Annotated in this window: 19 protein-coding genes; 14 read left to right on the top strand and 5 right to left on the bottom strand. The window is 53.0% G+C overall.

All coding sequences use genetic code 11. The annotated features are described in order from the left end of the window. Positions 1-103: 103 nt before the first annotated feature. The 7 genes from M2374_RS08110 (at position 104) to M2374_RS08080 (ending at position 8,700) form a co-directional block, all read left to right on the top strand. Complete coding sequence (locus tag M2374_RS08110) at positions 104-802, top strand: ankyrin repeat domain-containing protein (protein ID WP_338075331.1); 699 nt, start codon at positions 104-106, stop codon at positions 800-802. Positions 803-817: 15 nt separating this feature from the next. After that, entirely contained in the window at positions 818-1,717 is a 900-nt protein-coding gene (locus M2374_RS08105) for a DUF2877 domain-containing protein (protein ID WP_181689106.1), read from the top strand. Further along, the gene (fdrA, locus tag M2374_RS08100; protein ID WP_096755818.1) at positions 1,695-3,242 is read left to right on the top strand and encodes an acyl-CoA synthetase FdrA; all 1,548 of its coding nucleotides are present in this window, start codon (positions 1,695-1,697) and stop codon (positions 3,240-3,242) included. Before M2374_RS08105 ends, fdrA begins: the two co-directional genes overlap by 23 nt. Then, positions 3,242-4,660 (top strand): DUF1116 domain-containing protein, encoded by a 1,419-nt coding sequence (locus M2374_RS08095; protein ID WP_096755819.1) that lies wholly within the window; start codon positions 3,242-3,244, stop codon positions 4,658-4,660. Before fdrA ends, M2374_RS08095 begins: the two co-directional genes overlap by 1 nt. Before the next feature lie 117 nt (positions 4,661-4,777). Continuing rightward, on the top strand, positions 4,778-6,328 hold the full coding sequence (locus M2374_RS08090) for a xanthine permease (protein WP_096755820.1): 1,551 nt from the start codon (positions 4,778-4,780) through the stop codon (positions 6,326-6,328). 26 nt (positions 6,329-6,354) lie between these two features. Next, positions 6,355-7,305 carry a carbamate kinase family protein gene (locus M2374_RS08085; protein WP_115257552.1) on the top strand — a complete coding sequence of 317 codons (951 nt, stop codon included), beginning with the start codon at positions 6,355-6,357 and terminating at the stop codon, positions 7,303-7,305. 12 nt (positions 7,306-7,317) lie between these two features. Then, positions 7,318-8,700: an amidohydrolase family protein gene (locus M2374_RS08080; protein ID WP_181688778.1), complete on the top strand. Its 1,383-nt coding sequence runs from the start codon at positions 7,318-7,320 to the stop codon at positions 8,698-8,700. A gap of 51 nt (positions 8,701-8,751) precedes the next feature. Here M2374_RS08080 and M2374_RS08075 read toward each other — a convergent pair whose 3' ends face one another. After that, entirely contained in the window at positions 8,752-9,648 is an 897-nt protein-coding gene (locus M2374_RS08075) for a nickel/cobalt efflux protein RcnA (protein ID WP_181688779.1), read from the bottom strand. 119 nt (positions 9,649-9,767) lie between these two features. Here M2374_RS08075 and rcnR point away from each other — a divergent pair, with 119 nt between their 5' ends. Continuing rightward, a complete protein-coding gene (rcnR, locus tag M2374_RS08070; protein ID WP_016154292.1) occupies positions 9,768-10,040 on the top strand; it encodes a Ni(II)/Co(II)-binding transcriptional repressor RcnR in 273 nt (90 codons plus the stop codon). A gap of 52 nt (positions 10,041-10,092) precedes the next feature. On the opposite strand, the gene M2374_RS08065 is transcribed toward rcnR, so the two are convergent. Both M2374_RS08065 and M2374_RS08060 read right to left on the bottom strand, forming a co-directional pair. Then, positions 10,093-11,322: an amino acid permease gene (locus tag M2374_RS08065; protein ID WP_135911457.1), complete on the bottom strand. Its 1,230-nt coding sequence runs from the start codon at positions 11,320-11,322 to the stop codon at positions 10,093-10,095. Positions 11,323-11,464: 142 nt separating this feature from the next. Further along, the gene (locus M2374_RS08060; protein ID WP_115257555.1) at positions 11,465-11,920 is read right to left on the bottom strand and encodes a multidrug/biocide efflux PACE transporter; all 456 of its coding nucleotides are present in this window, start codon (positions 11,918-11,920) and stop codon (positions 11,465-11,467) included. Positions 11,921-12,021: 101 nt separating this feature from the next. Here M2374_RS08060 and M2374_RS08055 point away from each other — a divergent pair, with 101 nt between their 5' ends. The 3 genes from M2374_RS08055 (at position 12,022) to M2374_RS08045 (ending at position 15,346) form a co-directional block, all read left to right on the top strand. Further along, positions 12,022-12,906 carry a LysR family transcriptional regulator gene (locus M2374_RS08055; RefSeq protein ID WP_117343813.1) on the top strand — a complete coding sequence of 295 codons (885 nt, stop codon included), beginning with the start codon at positions 12,022-12,024 and terminating at the stop codon, positions 12,904-12,906. A 103-nt stretch (positions 12,907-13,009) separates the two neighbouring features. Then, the gene (locus M2374_RS08050) at positions 13,010-14,188 is read left to right on the top strand and encodes an acetyl-CoA C-acetyltransferase (protein WP_096755827.1); all 1,179 of its coding nucleotides are present in this window, start codon (positions 13,010-13,012) and stop codon (positions 14,186-14,188) included. Positions 14,189-14,662: 474 nt separating this feature from the next. After that, positions 14,663-15,346 (top strand): oligogalacturonate-specific porin KdgM family protein, encoded by a 684-nt coding sequence (locus M2374_RS08045; RefSeq protein WP_096755828.1) that lies wholly within the window; start codon positions 14,663-14,665, stop codon positions 15,344-15,346. A 167-nt stretch (positions 15,347-15,513) separates the two neighbouring features. On the opposite strand, the gene M2374_RS08040 is transcribed toward M2374_RS08045, so the two are convergent. After that, positions 15,514-16,689 carry an oligogalacturonate lyase family protein gene (locus tag M2374_RS08040; protein ID WP_096755829.1) on the bottom strand — a complete coding sequence of 392 codons (1,176 nt, stop codon included), beginning with the start codon at positions 16,687-16,689 and terminating at the stop codon, positions 15,514-15,516. 458 nt (positions 16,690-17,147) lie between these two features. Between M2374_RS08040 and kduI the strand changes: the two genes are divergently transcribed. The 3 genes from kduI (at position 17,148) to M2374_RS08025 (ending at position 20,537) form a co-directional block, all read left to right on the top strand. Continuing rightward, positions 17,148-17,984 (top strand): 5-dehydro-4-deoxy-D-glucuronate isomerase, encoded by an 837-nt coding sequence (kduI, locus tag M2374_RS08035; protein WP_096755830.1) that lies wholly within the window; start codon positions 17,148-17,150, stop codon positions 17,982-17,984. A gap of 57 nt (positions 17,985-18,041) precedes the next feature. Beyond that, complete coding sequence (gene kduD, locus M2374_RS08030) at positions 18,042-18,803, top strand: 2-dehydro-3-deoxy-D-gluconate 5-dehydrogenase KduD (RefSeq protein WP_096755831.1); 762 nt, start codon at positions 18,042-18,044, stop codon at positions 18,801-18,803. Positions 18,804-19,118: 315 nt separating this feature from the next. Continuing rightward, positions 19,119-20,537, top strand: a complete 1,419-nt coding sequence (locus tag M2374_RS08025) for a sugar porter family MFS transporter (RefSeq protein ID WP_115257557.1) — start codon at positions 19,119-19,121, stop codon at positions 20,535-20,537. An 86-nt stretch (positions 20,538-20,623) separates the two neighbouring features. Here the strand turns inward: M2374_RS08025 and M2374_RS08020 are convergent, their stop codons facing one another. Beyond that, positions 20,624-21,910: an ABC transporter substrate-binding protein gene (locus M2374_RS08020; RefSeq protein ID WP_096755833.1), complete on the bottom strand. Its 1,287-nt coding sequence runs from the start codon at positions 21,908-21,910 to the stop codon at positions 20,624-20,626. Positions 21,911-21,920: the final 10 nt, after the last annotated feature.

The following is a 21,920-nucleotide window of genomic DNA, read 5'->3' as shown; positions in this document are numbered from 1 at the left end:
AATAATGTCTAAAAGAGCAGCGGTCATAAGAGAAAGATTGCACTACAGCACGTTTTTGCTCTCATTATTAAATACTATTCAATAATCGACTCGCTAACGATGAATGAAATTTAAGCGGATGTTATTCCCATCTCTCTGTTGCTATTCTCAGGTTATCGGAATTTTAAAAAGCCTTAAAAACTGCAGGAGAAGGATTATGTCAGAGAAAGAACTTATTACTGAATTTCTGCTGGCGGCAGAGCAGGGCAATGCGCAGGGATTAACATCCTGTCTGGCAAAAAATGTGGATATTAATGCGACCAATCGCCAGGGACGTACCGCCATCATTATTGCCAGCCTGAATAAACATTATGACTGCGTGTCTTTATTGATTGAGGCTGGCGCCGATATTAATAAACAAGATCAAACCTGTTTTAATCCCTTCCTGATTAGCTGCCTGACCAATGATTTAACGCTGCTGCGTTTGGTGTTACCGGCTAACCCTGATCTCAATGTTCTCAGCCGTTTTGGCGGCGTTGGCATTACGCCTGCCAGCGAAAAAGGCCACGTGGAGATCGTGCGTGAACTGCTGCTGCGTACCGACATCAACGTTAACCACACCAACTTTGTCGGCTGGACGCCGCTGCTGGAAGCCATCGTACTCAACGACGGCGGCGCAAAGCAGCAGGAAATCGTCAAGCTGCTGCTCGACAATGGTGCGAATCCGCACATGACGGACAAGTACGGCAAAACCCCGCTGGAACTGGCGCGGGAGAAAGGGTATCACCAAATTGCCGAGCTGCTGATTGCCGCCGGAGCTTGACCGAGGAGCGCCACTATCGCCACGCCATCACGGCGATGCGTAACGGCGCTAACCGCCGACGGCGCGTTTCTTGAATTTCGGGGAACGGGGCGTGTAGAACAGGTTTTTTCCCGCGCGGTAAACCTGTTCATACCCGAGCTGCAGCGATTGTTCACCTTACTGAGCGAGAGCGGCGATAACGCGCCTAACAGTTGTCGGCTGGCGCTGACGCATTGTGAAGATCTGTTTCATCCCGGCGAGCCGGTGAGTTTTACCGAGACGGGAATAGCCGTTGGCACGGATAAATGGATAGCAACCTCCGGGTGCCAGACCTGGCAAATGCCGCGCTGGTCGCCAGATGCAGACCGCTTCGCAGCAATTTCCTGGCGTTGCTGGGCAGAGGTTATCCGCCAACAGCTGAATCACCGCGACACATTATTTTTGTACCAGGGCGATAACCCGTTTTATCAGGAAATCGCCCGTGAATTACAGAACCGCCGCCGGGCATTAATCGCCGCCCTGAATAATGGCGAAAATATTTCTTTCGCAGTTGGCCAGTTAATCGGTCTGGGAATTGGCTTGACGCCATCATCCGATGATTATTTAGTTGGTCTGAGTACGGTTTTATTTATTAACGGTCACCCGTTTAAAAAATATCACCACGATTTTTTAGCAGCATTACGGATTGCCGGAAATAACACGACGCTGCTCAGTAAAATAACGCTGGAAGAGGCTTTTCATCAGCGTTATCGGGAAAGCGTTGCACGACTGGTAACCCATATTATTACGCGGCAACACCACGTTGCTACGCCATTTATTACTGACATTAAAAATATCGGCTCAAGTTCTGGCTGCGACATGCTGTATGGCATGGCGGACGCCTGCACCCTGAGCCATCGGTCCGGAGGGAATTATGTCGATCAGGATAGTTGTTAAAAAGAACACGTATTTTGATTCTGTGTCACTGATGTCTATCTCAACGCGCGCTAACAAGCTCGATGGCGTGGAGCAGGCGTTCGTGGCGATGGCAACGGAAATGAACAAAGGCGTGCTGAAGAATCTCGGCCTGCTGACGCCTGAACTGGAAGAGGCGAAGAGTGGCGATCTGATGATTGTCATCAAGGGTGCGAGCGAGGCGGCGAACGCGCAAACGCTGGTGGCTATCGATGAGCTGTTCACGCACAAGGAGCAGGGCGGCCAGCACGAAGCACGCTATGCCACGCTTGCCAGTGCGAAGAAGCATGTTCCCGACAGCAACCTGGCGGTGATTTCGGTCAACGGCCTGTTCGCGGCCCGTGAAGCGCGTCAGGCGCTGCAAAATAACCTCAACGTGATGCTGTTTTCTGACAACGTGTCCCTCGACGATGAGCTGGCGCTGAAACAACTGGCGCACGAAAAAGGGCTGTTGATGATGGGGCCGGACTGCGGAACCGCCATTATTAACGGTGCGGCACTGTGTTTTGGTAACGCAGTGCGTCGCGGCAATATCGGCATTGTCGGCGCATCCGGCACCGGTAGCCAGGAACTCAGCGTACGTATTCATGAATTTGGCGGCGGTATTTCCCAGCTGATTGGCACCGGTGGACGTGACCTGAGCGAAAAGATTGGCGGCCTGATGATGCTCGACGCGATTGCTATGCTGGAGGCCGATCCGCAAACCGAGATTATTGCGCTGATCTCCAAACCGCCTGCGCCTGCGGTGGCCCGAAAAGTGCTGGATCGCGCGCGCGCTTGTCACAAACCGGTGGTGGTGTGCTTCCTCGGACGTGACGCCGCGCTGGCGGATGAAGACGGATTGCAGTTCGCCCGAGGCACCAAAGATGCGGCGCTGCGCGCGGTCCTGCTCAGCGGCGTGAAAAAAGAGAGCCTGGATCTGCATCCGCTCAACTGGCCGCTGATTGAAGAAGTGCGCGCCCGTCTGACACCGCAGCAAAAATATATCCGTGGGCTGTTCTGTGGCGGCACGCTGTGCGATGAGGCGATGTTTGCCGCGATGGAAAAACATGCCGAGGTGTACAGCAACATTCACCCGGACCCGGCGTTCCGCCTGCCGGATATTAACCGCAGCGTGGCGCATACCTTCCTCGATTTTGGTGATGACGACTTCACCAACGGCAAGCCGCACCCGATGATCGACCCGACCAACCGCATCAGCCGTTTATTGCAGGAAGCGCGGGATCCTGAAGTCGGCGTGATCGTGATGGATTTCGTCCTCGGCTTTGGATCGCATGAAGATCCGGTGGGCGTGATGATCGAGGCGATCGCTGAGGCGAAAGCGATCGCTGCCGCAGACGGACGTCCTCTGGAGATCCTCGGTTATGTACTGGGAACCGACCAGGATACGCCATCACTGGAAAAACAGTGCCAGATGCTGACCGATGCCGGGGTTATCTGGGCGAGCAGCAGCACCAACACCGGATTGCTGGCGCGTGAATTTATCTGTAAAGGGGAGGAAGCCTGATGAGCCAGACGCTGTTTACCCAGCCGCTGAACGTGATTAACGTCGGCATCGCGATGTTCAGTGATGACCTGAAAAAGCAAAATGTACCGGTGACTCAGCTCGACTGGACGCCGCCGGGCCAGGGCAATATGCAGGTGGTTGCCGCGCTGGACGAGATTGCCGATTCGCCGCTGGCAGACAAAATTGCTGCCGCAAACCAGCAGGCGCTGGAACGTATTATCCAGTCGCACCCGGTGCTGATTGGTTTTGATCAGGCCATCAACGTGGTACCGGGCATGACCCGCAACACCATCCTGCACGCTGGGCCGCCGACCCGTTGGCAAAACATGTGCGGCGCTATGAAAGGGGCCGTGACCGGGGCGCTGGTGTTTGAAGGACTGGCGAAAGACCTCGATGCTGCCGCCGAGCTTGCCGCCTCCGGTGAAATCATCTTCTCGCCGTGCCACGAGCACGACTGCGTCGGATCGATGGCGGGCGTCACGTCGGCCTCAATGTTCATGCACATTGTGGAAAACAAAACCTACGGCAACCGCGCATATACCAATATGAGCGAGCAAATGGCGAAGATCCTGCGTATGGGGGCGAACGATCAGAGCGTTATCGATCGCCTGAACTGGATGCGCGACGTGCTGGGACCGATGCTGCGCGACGCCATGAAGTTGGCGGGGGAAATTGATCTGCGCCTGATGCTGGCGCAGGCGCTGCATATGGGCGATGAATGCCACAACCGCAATAATGCCGGGACGGCGCTGCTGATTCAGGCGCTGACCCCATGGATTATCCAGACCGGCTATCCGGTGGCGCAGCAGCGCGAGGTCTTTGAGTTTGTCCTTAGCAGCGACTATTTCTCCGGACCGACGTGGATGGCGATGTGCAAAGCCGCGATGGATGCTGCGCACGGTATTGAATACAGCACCGTGGTGACGACGATGGCGCGCAACGGCGTTGAGTTTGGTCTGCGCGTCAGTGGGTTACCAGGCCAGTGGTTTACCGGCCCGGCGCAGCAGGTGATTGGCCCGATGTTTGCGGGCTATAAGCCGGAAGATTCCGGGCGTGATATCGGCGACAGTGCGATTACCGAAACCTACGGCATTGGCGGTTTTGCCATGGCGACGGCGCCGGCCATCGTGGCGCTGGTCGGCGGTACGGTTGAGGAAGCGGTCGACTTCTCTCGCCAGATGCGTGAAATCACCCTTGGCGAAAACCCGAACGTCACTATTCCGCTGCTCGGTTTTATGGGCGTACCTACCGCTATCGACATTACGCGCGTCGGCAGCACCGGCATTCTGCCAGTGATCAACACCGCGATTGCCCACAAAGATGCGGGGATCGGCATGATCGGCGCGGGAATTGTCCATCCGCCGTTTGCTTGCTTTGAAAAGGCAATTCTCAGCTGGCGCGATCGCTACTGCCAATAACGATAACCAGGGGCTAATGCCGTTAGCCCCTGATCGTGAAGCGAATAACGTTGCTTACCTGCAGGGCTGGGCGATCCCCGCGATCGCAAACGATGCTTAACCTGTAAAGGATATTCCATGAACAGCACAAAACTAGAATGGAAACGGGGTGACTGGGCGGCTTACTTTGGGCTGATGACCAACAACCTGACTAACCTGCTGACAATGATGGGGTTACTCATCTTTGTCGTCGGGATCCCTACCGAAATTGTCTACGGCCGTATTGCGCCTGCCTTTGGTCTGGCGGTGCTGGTGGCCAGCGTCTGCTACGCCTGGTTTGGCCTGCAGATGGCAAAACAGACCGGACGTAAAGATGTGACGGCGCTGCCTTCCGGGCCGAGCGCCCCGTCAATTTTCACCGTCACCTTCCTGGTGCTGATGCCGGTGTATCAGCAAACCAAAGATGCCAACTTTGCTATCCAAATCGCGCTGGTGTGGTGTTTTGTCGAAGCGTTGATCCTGGTTGGTGGCTCGTTCCTTGGTGAGACCATCCGCAAGATGATCCCACGCACGGTGCTGCTCTCTTGTTTATCCGGCCTGGGTCTGCTGCTGCTGGCGATGAACCCGATGCTGCAGGCGTTTGAAGCGCCAACCGTATCGTTCATCGTGCTGCTGCTGATCTTCATTAACTGGTTCGGTAAGAAGCCGATTTTTGCCCGTATCCCTACCGGCCTGCTGCTGCTGATCGCCGGTACGGCATTGGCGTGGATCTCCGGCCTACAAAGCCCGGAAGCGATCAAAGCGTCGATGTCTTCCTTTGGCTTCAACCCGCCGGAAATTCACGTCGACAGCTTCCTGCAAGGCTTGCCGCACGCACTGCCGTATCTGGCTTCTGCGGTTCCTCTGGGACTGGCGAACTACATTTTTGACCTTGAGAACATTGAAAGTGCGCACGCCGCAGGCGATGAGTACAACACCCGTAAAGTCATGATGGCGAACGGCTTTGCATCAATGCTGGGCTGCATGTTGGGTAATCCGTTCCCGGTTACCGTGTATGTCGGACACGCGGGCTGGAAAGCGATGGGGGCCAGTATCGGCTATACCCTCGCGTCGGGGATCACCATGTTTCTGGTGCCGCTGTTTGGTCTGGGCGCGTTTATGCTCGCCATTATTCCGATGACCGCGATCGTGCCGATACTGGTGTTTATCGGCGTGGTAACCGCTAACCAGGTGGTGCGAGAAACGCCCAAAGTTGAGGTGCCCGTCATCTTCATCTGTCTGTTCCCGTGGATTGCCAACTGGGCGTTAACCATCGTGAACAGCGTGATGGGGGCGGCGGGAACGTCAGCGGCTAAACTCGGAACCGACCTGCTGCACAGTAAAGGCGTGTACTACGACGGGTTGGTGCACCTCGGTAGCGGCGCGCCGCTGGCCAGTATGCTGTGGGGTTGTATCGCCATCTTCGCCATTATCAACAAACCATTACGTGGGGCGATTGCCGCCGCCGGTGGGGCGCTGCTGTCGCTGTTTGGCGTGATCCACTCCCCGGCCGTTGGGTTTGCTGAAGGCAGTTCGCTGATGTTTGTCATGGCCTACCTGATGATGGGCGGGATGTTCGTGATAAAGCATGTGCTCGACAGCCGTGAAGCGGTGACTGCCCTTGAGCAGCAACCGACCAAAACCTCCTGAATCGCTTTGCTGTGGAAGATGACGCTATGAAAGAACTTGTGGTCGTTGCCATTGGCGGCAACAGCATTATCAAAGATAACGCCAGCCAGTCGATTGAGCACCAGGCTGAAGCCGTAAAAGCCGTTGCCGATACGGTGCTGGAGATGTTGGCATCGGACTACAACATTGTGCTGACGCACGGCAACGGGCCGCAGGTGGGACTCGATCTGCGGCGCGCAGAGATTGCCCACGAGCGTGAAGGCTTGCCGCTGACGCCGCTGGCAAACTGCGTCGCCGATACCCAGGGCGGCATTGGTTATCTGATCCAACAGGCGCTGAATAACCGTCTGGCGCGGCGTGGCGAACAGAAAGCGGTCACTGTGGTCACGCAGGTGGAGGTCGACAAAAACGATCCGGGATTTGCCAACCCCACCAAACCGATCGGCGCGTTTTTTAGCGACGCTCAGCGTGATGCGCTACAGCTGGCCAATCCGGGCTGGCGCTTTGTTGAGGATTCCGGGCGCGGCTACCGTCGGGTTGTCGCTTCGCCGGAGCCGAAGCGCATCGTCGAAGCCGAGGCGATTAAAGCACTGACCCAACAAGGCTTTGTGGTGATTGGCGCGGGCGGCGGTGGGATCCCGGTGGTACGTAGCGATCAGGGGGATTACCAGAGCGTAGATGCGGTGATTGATAAAGATCTCTCCACCGCGCTGCTGGCGCAGGAGATCCGCGCCGACGTGCTGGTGATCACCACCGGCGTTGAGAAAGTGTGTATTCATTTTGGCAAGCCTGAGCAGCAGGCGCTGGACACCGTGGATATTGCAACAATGACCCGCTACATGCAGGAAGGGCATTTCCCGCCGGGCAGCATGTTACCCAAAATCGTTGCCAGCCTGACGTTTCTCGCCCGTGGCGGCAAACGGGTGATCATCACCACGCCGGAATGCCTGCCCGCCGCGCTGCGCGGTGAAACAGGCACCCATATTGTCCATTCCTGAAAGGAGATGCGAATGAAGGAAAGTAACAGCCGCCGTGAGTTTTTAAGCCAGAGCGGAAAAATGGTCACCGCTGCCGCGCTATTTGGCGCGGTCGCTCCGGTCGCGTATGCTGCGGATCCTGTCGGGACAACCCGTTGCGCGAAGAACACGATGACGATTAACGATAAACACTACTACCTGGATAACGTCCTGCTGGAAGCGGGATTTGATTACGAAAACGCCGTGGTGGTGCATACCCGTACCGCACTGCAAACCGTAGAGATTCAGGACGGGAAAATTGTTGCGCTGCGTGAGAATAAGCAGCATCCGGATGTCACGCTGCCGCACTACGATGCAGGCGGAAAGCTGATGCTGCCCGCCATGCGCGACATGCACATCCATCTGGATAAAACCTTTTATGGCGGTCCATGGCGCTCACTCAACCGCCCGGCGGGCACCACTATTCAGGATATGATTCGCCTGGAGCAAAAGCTGCTGCCTGAACTGCAGCCGTATACGCAAGAGCGTGCGGAAAAGCTTATCGACCTGCTGCAATCAAAAGGTACCTCGATTGCCCGCAGCCACTGCAATATTGAGCCGGTTTCCGGGCTGAAAAATCTGGATAATCTACAGGCGGTGCTGGCGCGTCGTCAGCCGGGTTTTGCCTGTGAGATCGTGGCATTTCCGCAGCATGGCCTGCTGTTATCGAAGTCTGAACCGCTGATGCGTGAAGCGATGCAGGCGGGGGCGCAGTACGTAGGTGGGCTGGACCCAACCAGCGTGGACGGGGCGATGGAGAAATCCCTCGACACCATGTTCCAGATTGCGCTCGATTACGACAAAGGCGTGGATATCCATCTGCATGAAACCAGCCCGGCAGGCGTGGCGGCGGTGAATTACATGGTGGAAACGGTAGAGAAAACCCCGCAGTTGAAGGGCAAGCTGACCATCAGCCATGCGTTTGCGCTGTCTACGCTGAACGAGCAGCAGGTGGATGAACTGGCGATCCGCCTGGTGGCGCAGCAAATTACCATTGCCTCGACGGTGCCGATTGGCACGATGCACATGCCGCTGAAACAGCTGCGCGACAAAGGCGTGGTGGTGATTACCGGCACCGACAGCGTGATCGACCACTGGTCGCCGTACGGGCTGGGGGACATGCTGGAAAAGGCCAATCTGTACGCGCAGCTTTATATTCGCCCTAACGAACTCAACCTGTCGCGGGCGCTGTTCCTTGCCACCGGCGATGTGCTGCCGCTCAATGATAAAGGCGAACGCGTATGGCCAAAAGCACAGGATGAGGCCAGCTTTGTGTTGGTGGATGCCTCCTGTTCTGCCGAGGCTGTCGCTCGAATTTCTCCCCGTACCGCAACCTTCCATAAAGGCCAACTGGTGTGGGGGAATGTGGCGAGCTAGTCAGGTTTCACGCGCAGCGGCAAAGGTCGCTGCGCGCTATTGTGACTCGTGTTACCCCACGATCCCCATATAACCGTGAATGCCCATATATACGCCGACCATAGCAATCAACACACTGGAAAAATAGGGGGCTTTGCGCGCCAGCGTGTTAAACCCGCTCCAGCGTTTGGCTGCCTGCTGCACGCTGATGGCCGCGCCTACACCCACCGTAACCAGCGTTATTGCCAGACCGACGCTAAAGCACAACACCATGGTGGCCCCCAGCGTAAAAGCTTTGAGCTGGATGCAAATCAGCAATACGGTGATGGCGGCAGGGCACGGGATCAGCCCGCCGGTCAGGCCAAACAACAAAATTTGCCCGTTGGTAACCTCTTTACCCGCAAAGCGGCGCTGGATATCCGTGGCATGCGCCCGTTCGTGGGCATCCTGATACTCTTTTGAACCTTCAGCAAAGCCTGCCAGCGCGGCATGATCGTGTTCGTGGTGATGATCATGATGATGATGAGCGTCGTGGTGAGCATGATGATGGTGGTCATGGTCATGGTGGTGATCATGGTGATGGTGATGATCGTGCCCGTGGTCGTGATGCGCGTCGGCCAGCCAGTTCTGCTCCCCGCGCCATGTGCGCCAGAACATCCACAATGCGGTACTCAGAATAATAATCGCCGAGACAAACTGTAACCAGGGTTCGACCGCCTGGGCGGTAAAGGCTTTGCTGATATACATCCCACCCAGCGCAATCAACCACACCACGGCGGTGTGCGACAGCGTCGCCGCCAGTCCCAGCATGATCGCCTGTTTGATGGTGCCTTTAATGGCGATGATAAAGGCCGCCATCATGGTCTTGGAATGCCCCGGCTCCAGGCCGTGCAGCACGCCCAATAAAATCGCACTGGGAATAAAGAACCAGGCGTCGCCCTGCTGAAGAAGCGTCGAAAATTCACCCATGAGAATGATTCTTAGTTGGTTTGTTTCGTCAGATTCTACTCCCCCCCAGTACCGAATACTACCCCCCAGTAGATCGGCACGGTATAGTACGTCATGATTTATGCAACGGGGACAGGACGATGTCACATACGATCCGCGACAAACAAAAGCTCAAAGCCCGCGCGAGTAAGATTCAGGGGCAGGTAGCCGCGCTGAAAACTATGCTTGATGAACCGCATGAATGCGCCGCCGTTTTACAGCAGATTGCGGCAATTCGCGGCGCGGTAAATGGATTAATGCGTGAAGTGATTAAAGGTCATCTGACCGAGCATATCGTGCATCAGGGTGATGAAATCAAGCGTGAAGAGGATCTGGACGTCGTGCTGAAGGTGCTGGACTCCTACATCAAATAATTCAGTTTAACGGCTCATCCACATAGTGTAATGAGCCGTTAAACAACACGTTCTAGCCAAAAAACATCACAGATACGCACAGCAGACCGACAATCAGGGTGATCAGATTGCCCACCGAGCGGTACGGCTTCAGGGCCGGGATCAGATAGGTAGACAACGTCGGCATGATGAACAAAATCATGGCGATCAGCGGCCCGCTAATCGCGTAAATCATTGAAATTGCATTTGGATTAATGCAGCAAATGATAAACGTGATGGTGGAGACCAGCATAATAGACAGGGCGCGGTTAAAGGCCCGGCTTTTCTTCACGCCGACCTGGTGCAGAGACGTTTTGACCAACTCTGTCGCCCCTTCAATCACGCCAAAGTAGGTGCCGAGGAACGATTTTGACATCGCCACTACGGCGACGATGATCCCGGAAATCGACAGCCATGCGGGCGCGTTGGGCATCATCGACAGCGCGGACAGAATGGTCACGCCCTCGTGCTTCGCATCTTCAATGTAATTTACCGGAATCGACATCAGACAGCTGAAGACGAAAAACAGCACGCTCAGGCAGATGATAACGTAGGCGACTTTCATGATTTTTTTGCATTTACCCATGGCCTGCTCGCCGTATTTCTCACGTCTGTCGATAGCAAACGTGGAGATAATCGGCGTATGGCTAAAAGCGAAAACCATCACGGGAATCGATATCCAGACCTGATGCAGCGTGTGCTGATCAAACGACATCTGGCCGGTGAGTAACGTTGGCTGCCAGCTTCCGGTCAGGTAGAGCGACAGAAACAAAAAGTAAGCGATTAGCGGGAATACCAGAAAACCCATCACCCGAATGGTGGCCTGGCGACCCATCAGAAAAATCAAATTCAACACCAGCACTACGCCGAGACTGACCAGCATACGTACGCGGAGATCGATCTCGATATGTTTTGCCAGCTGTTCGGTGAGTGAGTTGGTGATCGCCACGGCGTAGATCAGCACCACCACAAAGAAGGCCACAAAATAGAGGGTGGTAATCAGGCTGCCTATCTTTTTGCCGTAATAGTGGGTGACTGCGCCAGTGATCCCTTCACCCGCTGAGGTTTTGGATGACAGAATAAACTGGCACAGCGCTTTATGTGGCCAGTAGGTTAAAGGCCAGGCGACGAGTGCGGTGATAAACAGCACCACCGCACCAGCAGAACCCAGCTGTATGGGGAGGAAAAGGGTTCCTGCGCCGACGGCAGTCCCGTATAACGCGAAGCTCCAGAGAGTCTCTTCTTTTGACCAAATTTTCGACATTATTTGAACGTATCAACTATAAAATAAACAAAAAGAAGCGCAATTTACCACAAATGAGCGGGGCTGGGGGAGGTGTGAGCATGTGGACGGGAGAAGGGATGAATAGCCGGAATGGAGATAATTCCGACTATTCATTGGATTATCAGGCAGTAACGCGCTGCTGGCGACGTTTCATTACGCGCTCGCGTAATGTGTCATACGCCCAGTTATAAAACATGGTGTACGGCAGGAAGAACAGGAAGAAACCAATTTCCAGGGTGAATGCTTGCAGCAGGCTGACGTTCAGCACATACGCCATAATGCTCACCCCAATCACAATAAACCCACTTTCAAAACCTAACGCGTGAAATGCGCGGACCTTAGCCGTACGTTTTACCAGGTGAGTCGGCCATAAGCGGTCAAACAGGGCGTTATAAATGATATTCCAGATCATCGCCGTGGTCGCCAGAAGTATGGTCAATCCGCCCATTTCCAGCACTGAGCGCTGCATCAACCACGCGGCGGTTGGCGCGAGAACGGCGGTGGCAATACCCTCAAAACAGACGGCGTGAAAAATACGTTCCATTAACGAACGGCGTTGGACTGTATCGTGTTGCATAATCTGAAACCTTCTTTGATGCCCGGATAACGGAATAGTGGTAATTTTATCGTTTTATGTGATATCTAAAAGATAGGATCCATCGATAAAGTAGATAGTTTATGCGCTACTCTCCTGAAGCATTAACGGCATTTGTTGAGACCGTCTCCTGCGGCTCATTTTCTGCGGCGGCGCGGCGGTTACGCAAAAGTCAGTCCACCATCAGCACGGCGATAGCCAATCTGGAAGCCGATCTCGGCTTTGCGTTGTTTGACCGCTCTTCACGTCAACCCACGCTCACCGAGCAAGGTAAGCGGATTCTTGGCTATGTGCAGGCGATTCTGTCGGCCAGCGAGCGGCTGGATGAAGCGGCGATTTCGCTGTCGGGTGCAACGGAAGCACGTCTGACTTTTGTGCTTTCGGACACCCTGCATCCGGATGTGTTGGAAGATTTGATGGTGCAGTTTGACCGACTGTTTCCGCACACCGAGTTTGAATGTCTGATTGGCGAAGATGAGGACGTAATCGATCTGCTGCAAAAGGGACGTGCGCAGGTTGGTCTCCTTGAAGCGCGCGAGGATTACCCCACGGACATGGGCGTCACACGCCTGCCGATGCAAACCTTGATGGGATTGTACGTGGCGGTTTCGCACCCGCTGGCGGCGCAGGAAAAACTGCAGTGGGAGCAACTGCGTACCTGGCGCGAGCTGCGGCTAAATACCTATCTGGAAAGCGGCACTAACGTGGCGCGCGGTCCGGTGTGGTCAGCGCCTAACTATTTATTGTTGCTCAGTATGGCGGTGCAGGGATTTGGCTGGTGTGCGCTGCCTTGTGCGCTGGTGGAGGAGTTTGCTGCGGAAAAACAGCTGGTACAGCTGAAAGTGCCTGGCTGGCCAAAGGCTATTTCTATCGACCTGCTGTGGAACAAGAAATCGCCGCCTGGCGTGGCGGGAAGCTGGCTACGCGATCACTTACAACAGGGTGGCGTTTCGATGATAGATAAATGATACACATTTCCTTTGTGATAAAACTCACCATTTTCTAAACAACTAAGATAACTATTCTTAACAATCATCTACTATTGCGCTGTTATTTTGCGCTGAGGTGGTGATGAAAGAGGTTGTGATAGTGGGGGCGTTGAGGACACCGATTGGCTGCTTCCAGGGTACGCTGGCACGCCACTCTGCCGTTGAATTAGGCAGTATGGTGGTCAGGGCGTTAATGGAACGCACCGGGGTGGATGTTCACTCTATTGATGAAGTGATCCTCGGTCAGGTCCTCACGGCGGGGGCAGGGCAAAACCCGGCACGCCAGTCTGCCATTAACGGGGGACTCCCCAACACCGTTTCCGCCATCACCATTAACGACGTTTGTGGCTCGGGCCTGAAGGCGTTGCATCTGGCGACGCAGGCTATCCAGTGCGGTGAAGCCGACATTGTGATTGCCGGTGGACAAGAGAATATGAGCCGCGCCCCACATGTCCTGACCGACAGTCGCACCGGGGCGCAACTCGGTAATAGTCAACTGGTCGATAGCCTGGTGCACGACGGCCTGTGGGATGCTTTCAACGATTATCACATGGGCGTTACCGCGGAAAACCTGGCGCGGGAATACGGTATCAGCCGTGAATTACAGGATGCCTACGCGCTTCACTCGCAACACAAGGCGCGTATGGCGATCGATGCTGGGCGGTTTAAAGATGAAATTGTGCCCGTGGTCACTCAGCGTAACGGGCAATCGATAGTGGTGGATACCGATGAACAGCCGAGAACCGATGCCAGCGCAGAAGGGCTGGCGCGTCTGGATCCTACCTTTGATCGTTTGGGGTCCGTTACGGCGGGTAACGCGTCATCAATAAACGATGGTGCTGCTGCCGTGATGATGATGAGCGAAGCCAAGGCCCAAGAGCTGAACTTACCCGTGCTGGCGCGCATTCGTGCCTTTGCCAGCGTCGGGGTTGATCCTGCGTTGATGGGCATTGCGCCGGTATACGCGACGCGACGTTGCCTGGAACGAGTTGGCTGGCAATTGGCGGATGTTGATCTTATCGAAGCCAACGAAGCGTTTGCCGCGCAGGCGCTTTCTGTCGGCAAAATGCTGGAGTGGGATGAACGCCGGGTGAATGTGAACGGTGGGGCCATTGCGCTCGGTCATCCGATTGGGGCGTCCGGCTGCCGTATTCTGGTTTCACTGGTCCATGAAATGGTGAAACGCCGGGCGCATAAAGGTCTGGCAACGCTGTGCATCGGCGGCGGCCAGGGTGTGGCGCTGGCCATCGAACGTGACTGATCCGCTCTAAATTAATCCTCTCAAATATGCCTTCCTGCCGCGCTGTCCATGCAAATGTGACAGCGCTCACCTGTTATATTTTGAAATAAGTAAAATCTATTCAGAAAAACTCTGAAGCAAAATCTTTCCTCTGATTTACCCTTTTCGCTTATAACTTAATTAATAATACAAAAGCGTATAATTATCACGGGTAATATAACTTGCGTTATTAACTGCGTGTTTTATTGTATCTCATTGTTTTTAATGTCAATTGTTGTGATTAATACTTCTGCTATTCATTTTAAATAAAATGAAACGTGATCATGATCTTTGTTTTCGGGTTTTTAGATGATTTTTGTTTGATATTCATCACGCTGTTGTTGTCCATTTTTTTTGAAACAAATAATTACGATCATGATCACTAAAATAGTGGTGTTAAAAAAATAAAATGCAATTCCATAAAAAAGGAACATCATTTTAATTTGAGGGTAGCATATGTTTAAGAACACTCTGGTGCTTGCGTCTTTAATTGGTGCGTCATTTGCAGCGCAGGCTGTCACCGTTGACTTACGACATGAATATATTGATAGCGGGTCTAATGCTGATCGCGTGTCGGTGTCGCATCGTTTTGAAAATGGTTTAGGTTTTACCGTTGAAGCAAAATGGAAATCGGGTGGTGATAAAGCTGACCAGCCTTTTGCTGATGTAGTGGGTAACGGTCATGAAGACTCAATTAACTGGCGTTGGAAAGCAACCAGCAATATTGCGGTAACGCCAGGTCTGACACTTGAAAGTAATGACAGCCGCACCATCTACAAACCGAACCTGCACCTGCAGTACAGTTTTGAGAATGGTTTCTATGTAGCTACCCGCTATCGTTATGAATATACACGCTATCCTTCAAGCTCCAATAAAGAAGATGATAAGGTAAACCGTGGGGATGCGTGGGTTGGTTTTGTGCTGGGTGACTGGCGTACTGAGCTGAACTATGTTTACGCCAAAAGCACCGAAGGTGTCGCGCGTAATAATAATAAAACCTACTCCAATGAATATAATGCCAAGTTAGCCTATAAGTGGGATAAAAACTGGGCACCGTATGTTGAAGTCGGGAACGTGGGTGTGAAAACAACGGATGAGCGTCAAACTCGTTTCCGTATGGGCGTCGCCTATTCTTTCTAAATACCATCAATAGCTGGCGAAATACCCCGGAGATGTTGGCCGGGGTTTTCTGCTGCTTATTATTTATAGTCTTGAGCTTTTCTATTAATAAAAAAAGCCCTCCGCGAGGAGGGCAAGGCCAGTTACAGAAACATTAAATTAAAAACAGGGCACAATCATTTCGGGGACTACAGTTGAAACAGTTCCGGCTGCTCGGGCAGTTTGGCAATGTACAACGCCGGTTTGCCATCTTTGTCTGAGCTAAAAAGTACCGCGCGATCGTCTGGTGTAAACGACGGATGCGGGTGGGTGACCTGACGGCTGTTTGCCACGGTAGCCCAGGAAGTATCGTGGCGTGCGATGCGGAAACAGCTTTTCTTCGCTACATCAAATCCATACAGATAAGGGTCGTTATCGATGGTGTAACCGCCAGTATCCTTCACGTCTACCGGTGTACCTGAACCATCGCCGACCAGCAACGTGCCATCAAAATTGCTCATTAAATGCGAGCAGGCAGGCATTAACATTACGGCTTCATTAACGCCGGTATCAGGATTGTAGCTGGAGATGGTGCGTCCTTGCTGACCTTTCAGGTACGAGACATAGACCAGCGCCGAGCCGTTCGGGACCCAAAATTCATGGGTGCAACTTTCACCCTGCGCATGATCTTTAACTTTACGCACGTTACTGCCGTCTTCATTGACCAGCCACATTCGCGCATCGACCAAATCGTGCGGACCTTCATGGCAGAAAGCGACGGTGTTATCGTCGAACGGACGGTAAATCGGATGACCCAGCCAGTTTTTCTCTTCGTGAATCACCGCGCTGTCGCCGGTACGTAAATCGACGCGCAGCAGTCGGCAGTGCGGGCCTTTATGGAAGAAGTCATGGAACAGCTGCCAGCTGTTTAACGGTGTCCAGTCGCTTTTAGCAATTTCGATACCGACCAGTTTTGTACAGTCGCTGTTGGCAACCCAGGTACCGTAGCCCACCCAGTCATCAGACACGCGGTACACTTCGCGTTCTGCCAACGTCTTGAGATTCACTTCCAGCAGGGTGCGGTCGTTTTTGACATAGTAGAGGGCGCTGTCGTCCGGCGATAAAAAACCGCCGAAGGTATTATCACCTGCGCCTTCGGTCAACTGAACGGCTTCGGCTTTGGCAAGATCCAGTAAATAGTAGTTCCAGTGACCATCAAATTCACCGGCGAACAGCAGGTGACTGCCATCATTAAAGAAGCATTTCTGATAGAAATAGTTTCGATGACAGGTTACTTCTGGTGGGGTCAGTCGGGTGACTTCCACGCCTGTATCCGGATCGCGGCTGATCTCATAGTTCAGCTTGACCCGCATGCCTTTAGCCATAATGCACTCCTTTTACCGTACGCAGGATTTCAGCAATCTGCGTCAGCACCCAGATTTATGATGAATTTAAAAACCAAGTGATAATTTATCAAAACAGTGTTTCATCATGTGTGATTGATGACGCAATTTGTAACAAAAAGCATAAGAAAGCATTTCTGCGGCGAGAGGTTGTTGAATGCTTTATCTCTACCTCCATGGAGTTATCATTTCTTATTATTTTACATCTATCTGTTTTATATGGTTTTTAAATCCAGTTGTTTTTTGTTATCTGCCGATTTTCCGTCGCTAGCGTGATCGCAACTACACTTTTGATAATAAGATGCAGAAAAAGTGAAACATCGTTTTAGTTGTAATTGAAAACGCGTTCCGGGAGAGATATCATTAACGCATTAGGAAAACGGAACGACGTTTCGCTATCCGATAACGTATTCACGGTCAATTTATCACTGGAGGTAAATGTGGACGTAAGACAAAGTATCCACAGTGCGCATGCTAAAACCCTGGACACCCAGGCGCTGCGTAACGAATTTTTGGTAGAACAGGTATTTGTCGCAGACGAATACACCATGGTTTACAGCCACATCGACCGTATTATTGTCGGTGGGATTATGCCGGTGGCCAAAACCGTTTCCGTTGGTGGTGAAGTTGGCAAACAGCTGGGCGTAACGTATTTCCTCGAACGCCGTGAGCTGGGCGTGATCAATATCGGTGGTCCGGGCACGATTACCGTCGATGGTCAATGCTATGAAATCGGTCACCGCGATGCGCTGTATGTCGGTAAAGGCGCCAAAGAAGTGGTGTTTGCCAGCCTTGATGCGGCAACTCCGGCGAAGTTTTACTACAACTGTGCACCGGCACACACCGCGTACCCAACCAAAAAAGTCACGCCAGCAGACGTTGCGCCGGTGACGCTAGGCGATGATCTCACCAGTAACCGCCGTACCATCAACAAATACTTTGTGCCGGATGTTCTGGAAACATGCCAGTTGAGCATGGGTCTGACTGAACTGGCGCCGGGGAACCTGTGGAATACCATGCCGTGCCATACCCATGAACGCCGCATGGAAGTCTATTTCTACTTCAATATGGAAGAAGACACCTGTGTTTTCCACATGATGGGGCAGCCTCAGGAAACGCGCCATATTGTGATGCACAACGAGCAGGCTGTTATTTCTCCAAGCTGGTCTATCCACTCTGGCGTGGGCACAAAAGCCTATACGTTTATTTGGGGTATGGTCGGCGAAAACCAGGTCTTTGATGACATGGATCACGTTGCAGTAAAAGATCTGCGCTAGTCGCGGGCGGCCACTCAGCCTGTCGGTGATGGGCACTATAAAAAATAAGGATTAACAATGATTTTGAATGCATTCTCTCTTGAAGGTAAAGTCGCCGTTGTGACAGGTTGTGACACCGGTCTGGGCCAGGGTATGGCGCTGGGTCTGGCGGAAGCGGGCTGCGATATCGTGGGTATCAACATTGTTGAGCCGACAGAAACTATCGAACGTGTTACTGCCCTGGGCCGTCGCTTTTTAAGCCTGACTGCCGACCTGCGTCAGATTGACGGTATTCCGGCACTGCTGGAGCGCGCGGTGGCAGAATTCGGCCATATCGATATTCTGGTGAACAATGCAGGTCTTATTCGTCGTGATGATGCGATCGATTTCAGCGAAAAAGACTGGGACGACGTCATGAACCTGAACATTAAGAGCGTATTCTTTATGTCCCAGGCGGCGGCGAAGCACTTCATCGCGCAGGGCAACGGCGGGAAAATTATTAACATCGCCTCTATGCTCTCCTTCCAGGGTGGCATCCGCGTGCCGTCTTACACCGCATCAAAAAGCGGCGTGATGGGCGTAACCCGCCTGATGGCGAACGAGTGGGCAAAACACAACATCAACGTCAATGCGATTGCACCGGGCTACATGGCGACCAACAACACGCAACAGCTGCGTGCTGATGAGCAGCGTAGCGCAGAAATCCTCGATCGTATCCCGGCAGGCCGTTGGGGTCTGCCTGACGATCTGAAGGGGCCAATCGTATTCCTGGCCTCCAGCGCATCTGACTACATCAATGGTTATACCGTTGCAGTAGACGGCGGCTGGCTGGCGCGTTAATTCCCTCTCCAGTATTAAAAAACCTGCCAACGGCAGGTTTTTTTTTGGTTTTAAGTTATTTTAATCCATATTATGGTTATAAATTAATCCATAAATAATTTCATATGTATGAAACGGTAATATTTAATACTCTTTAATATCAATATATTAAATTTTATTGAGTAATTATCTATAAATTTTAAAATTGTAATGTCCATCACATAACGGTATGGGGTAGCTATTTTATCCATAACTATGCCGTTTCCAGCCTGACGCCCCTGGCAAGGGATCCCTTATTTTCAGTTTTATGTCTTACTCTGTTTCTGGCAGGAAAAAATGGTCTCAATTAATCATGATGCTGCTTTAGCACCGCGCGCAATGCGCGACACGCGACGTATGAATCTGTTTGTCTCAGTTTCCGCTGCTGTCGCAGGATTATTATTTGGTCTGGATATTGGGGTGATTGCAGGTTCGCTGCCGTTTATCACTGAACACTTTGCGCTAAGCAGTCGTTTGCAGGAGTGGGTAGTCAGCAGCATGATGCTGGGTGCGGCAATTGGCGCACTGTTCAACGGCTGGCTCTCTTTCCGCCTCGGGCGAAAATACAGTCTGATGGTCGGGGCAATCCTCTTTGTTCTCGGATCGTTGGGATCGGCATTCGCGACAAGCGTTGAGCTTCTGATCGCCGCCCGGGTAGTACTGGGGGTTGCCGTCGGGATTGCTTCCTATACCGCGCCGCTTTATCTCTCCGAAATGGCCAGTGAAAACGTGCGCGGAAAAATGATCAGCATGTACCAGCTGATGGTCACGCTGGGCATTGTGCTGGCTTTTTTATCCGATACGGCGTTCAGCTACACCGGCAACTGGCGGGCCATGCTCGGCGTGCTGGCCCTGCCTGCGGTGGTGCTGATTGTTCTGGTGGTGTTTTTACCGAACAGCCCGCGCTGGCTGGCACAAAAAGGGCGTCATATTGAAGCCGAAGAAGTGCTGCGTATGCTGCGAGATACCTCGGAAAAAGCCCGCGATGAACTGAATGACATCCGCGAAAGCCTGAAGCTAAAGCAGGGCGGATGGGCGCTGTTTAAGATTAACAGTAACGTGCGTCGTGCGGTTTTCCTCGGTATGTTGCTGCAGGCGATGCAGCAGTTCACCGGGATGAACATCATCATGTACTACGCGCCGCGGATTTTTAAAATGGCGGGCTTTACCACCACAGAACAGCAGATGATTGCCACCCTGGTGGTTGGCTTAACCTTTATGTTTGCTACGTTTATCGCCGTCTTTACCGTCGATAAAGCCGGGCGTAAACCGGCGCTGAAAATTGGTTTTACCGTGATGGCGCTGGGAACATTGGTGCTGGGCTACTGCCTGATGCAGTTTGATAACGGCACGGCATCCCGCGGGTTATCGTGGCTGTCCGTCGGCATGACCATGATGTGTATCGCCGGCTATGCGATGAGCGCCGCGCCGGTGGTGTGGATCCTGTGCTCGGAAATTCAGCCGCTGAAATGCCGTGACTTTGGTATCACTTGTTCCACCACCACCAACTGGGTGTCGAATATGATCATCGGGGCAACGTTCCTGACGCTGCTCGACAGTATTGGCGCGGCCGGTACATTCTGGCTTTATACCGCGCTGAATGTCGTATTCATCGGCATTACGTTCTGGCTTATTCCTGAAACCAAAAATGTCACCCTGGAACATATCGAACGCAAACTGATGGCGGGAGAGAAGTTGCGGAACATCGGCGTGTAATGTTAATGCCCGGTGGCGGATTTCGCTTACCGGGCCGACAGGTTCGCATTGGCCGGGTAGGGCGAAGCCGCCACCCGGCTTTTTATTTAGCGCATCGCGCGTTTCAGGATACGTTCAGCCTGACGCTGGAAGTCTGCGGCAGCTTCTTCCACGGTTTTCTGACCGTAGTCGATGTACTGCAGTGACGTACCGAACTGCGCCACGATCTGCGGGTCATCAAAGTATGGCGACACGGTGAGTTTGGTTGGCAGCGACTGCGCCAGACGTAACCCAGCGACGGACGGATCGTTTTCTTTGATGGTGCCGTTTTGCGTCAGGATTTCAACGGCTGCTTTACTCAGCGGCACGCCGCGCTCCAGACCCAGCGTTTCGACACCTTCTTTGCTGTTCAGCAGGAAGTTAATCACTTTCGCGGCGGCTTCCGGATTTTTCGTGGATTTGCCAATAGACAGCATCTGCGCAGGTTTAAAGAACAGCCCTGCGTCCGTGGCACCTTCCATCATCGGGTAGCTACCCAGATCCAGCTTCGCCGGTGGCTTCAGGTTATCTGAATACTTGTTAATGGTGGAGTTCCACATGTAGGTGCCACCCCATTCGCCCTGGATCCACGGCTTCATTTCATACATGTTGCTCTTACCAAACGACGCATAGTATTTGGTGTCTGGCATTACGTGGCTATCAACCAGCTTTTTATAGGTCTGGAAGAACTCAACCCACTGCTCTTTGGAGTAGGAGAATTTCTTGGTCTTTTCATCTACGGCTGGAATGTTGTACTTCTGGATCATGTACGAGTTCAGCAGCGCCAGCGTGTCCTGATGCTCCAGTACCACCGGGTAGTACTGTTTGCCGAGCTTGCTTTCGAACGTTTTGCCCGCAGCCATCAACTCATCCCAGGTTTTCGGGTATTCAACGCCCGCTTTTTTCCAGGTTTCATCGTTAAAGTAGAACACGCGCGCGGTGACGGAAATGGGGATCCCGTTCAGCTTGCCGTTAACGGTAGTGGACTGCAGTTCTTTTGGATCGAACTGGCTTAAGTCGATCACGTCCTTCATTTTGTTCAAGTCGTAAAAACCGTCGCCATTTTTCGAGAAAATCGGCAGCCAGTTCCAGTTGGTTTGCATCACATCCGGCTCGGTACCGCCCGCAATCTGCGTGGTCAGGCGGGATAAGTGACCATCCCAGCCGGTATATTCGGCTTTGACGGTGATATCCGGGTTCAGCTTGTGAAACTCTTCTAACGCTTTCAGCGTGACCTGGTGGCGGCCATTGCCCCCCCACCAGGACATACGTAAATCAACATCCTTTGCCATAGAAGGCAGCGCGGTCAGGCCCAGAGTGGCGGAGATAGCGGCGCTTAAAAGCACTTTTTTCATTTTTATAACT

The sequence above is a fragment of the Citrobacter sp. JUb117 genome (assembly GCF_024809055.1).
Lineage (GTDB): Bacteria > Pseudomonadota > Gammaproteobacteria > Enterobacterales > Enterobacteriaceae > Citrobacter > Citrobacter gillenii.
Note: the sequence above shows the minus strand (reverse complement) of the source record. Positions and strands in the feature narration are given on the sequence as shown.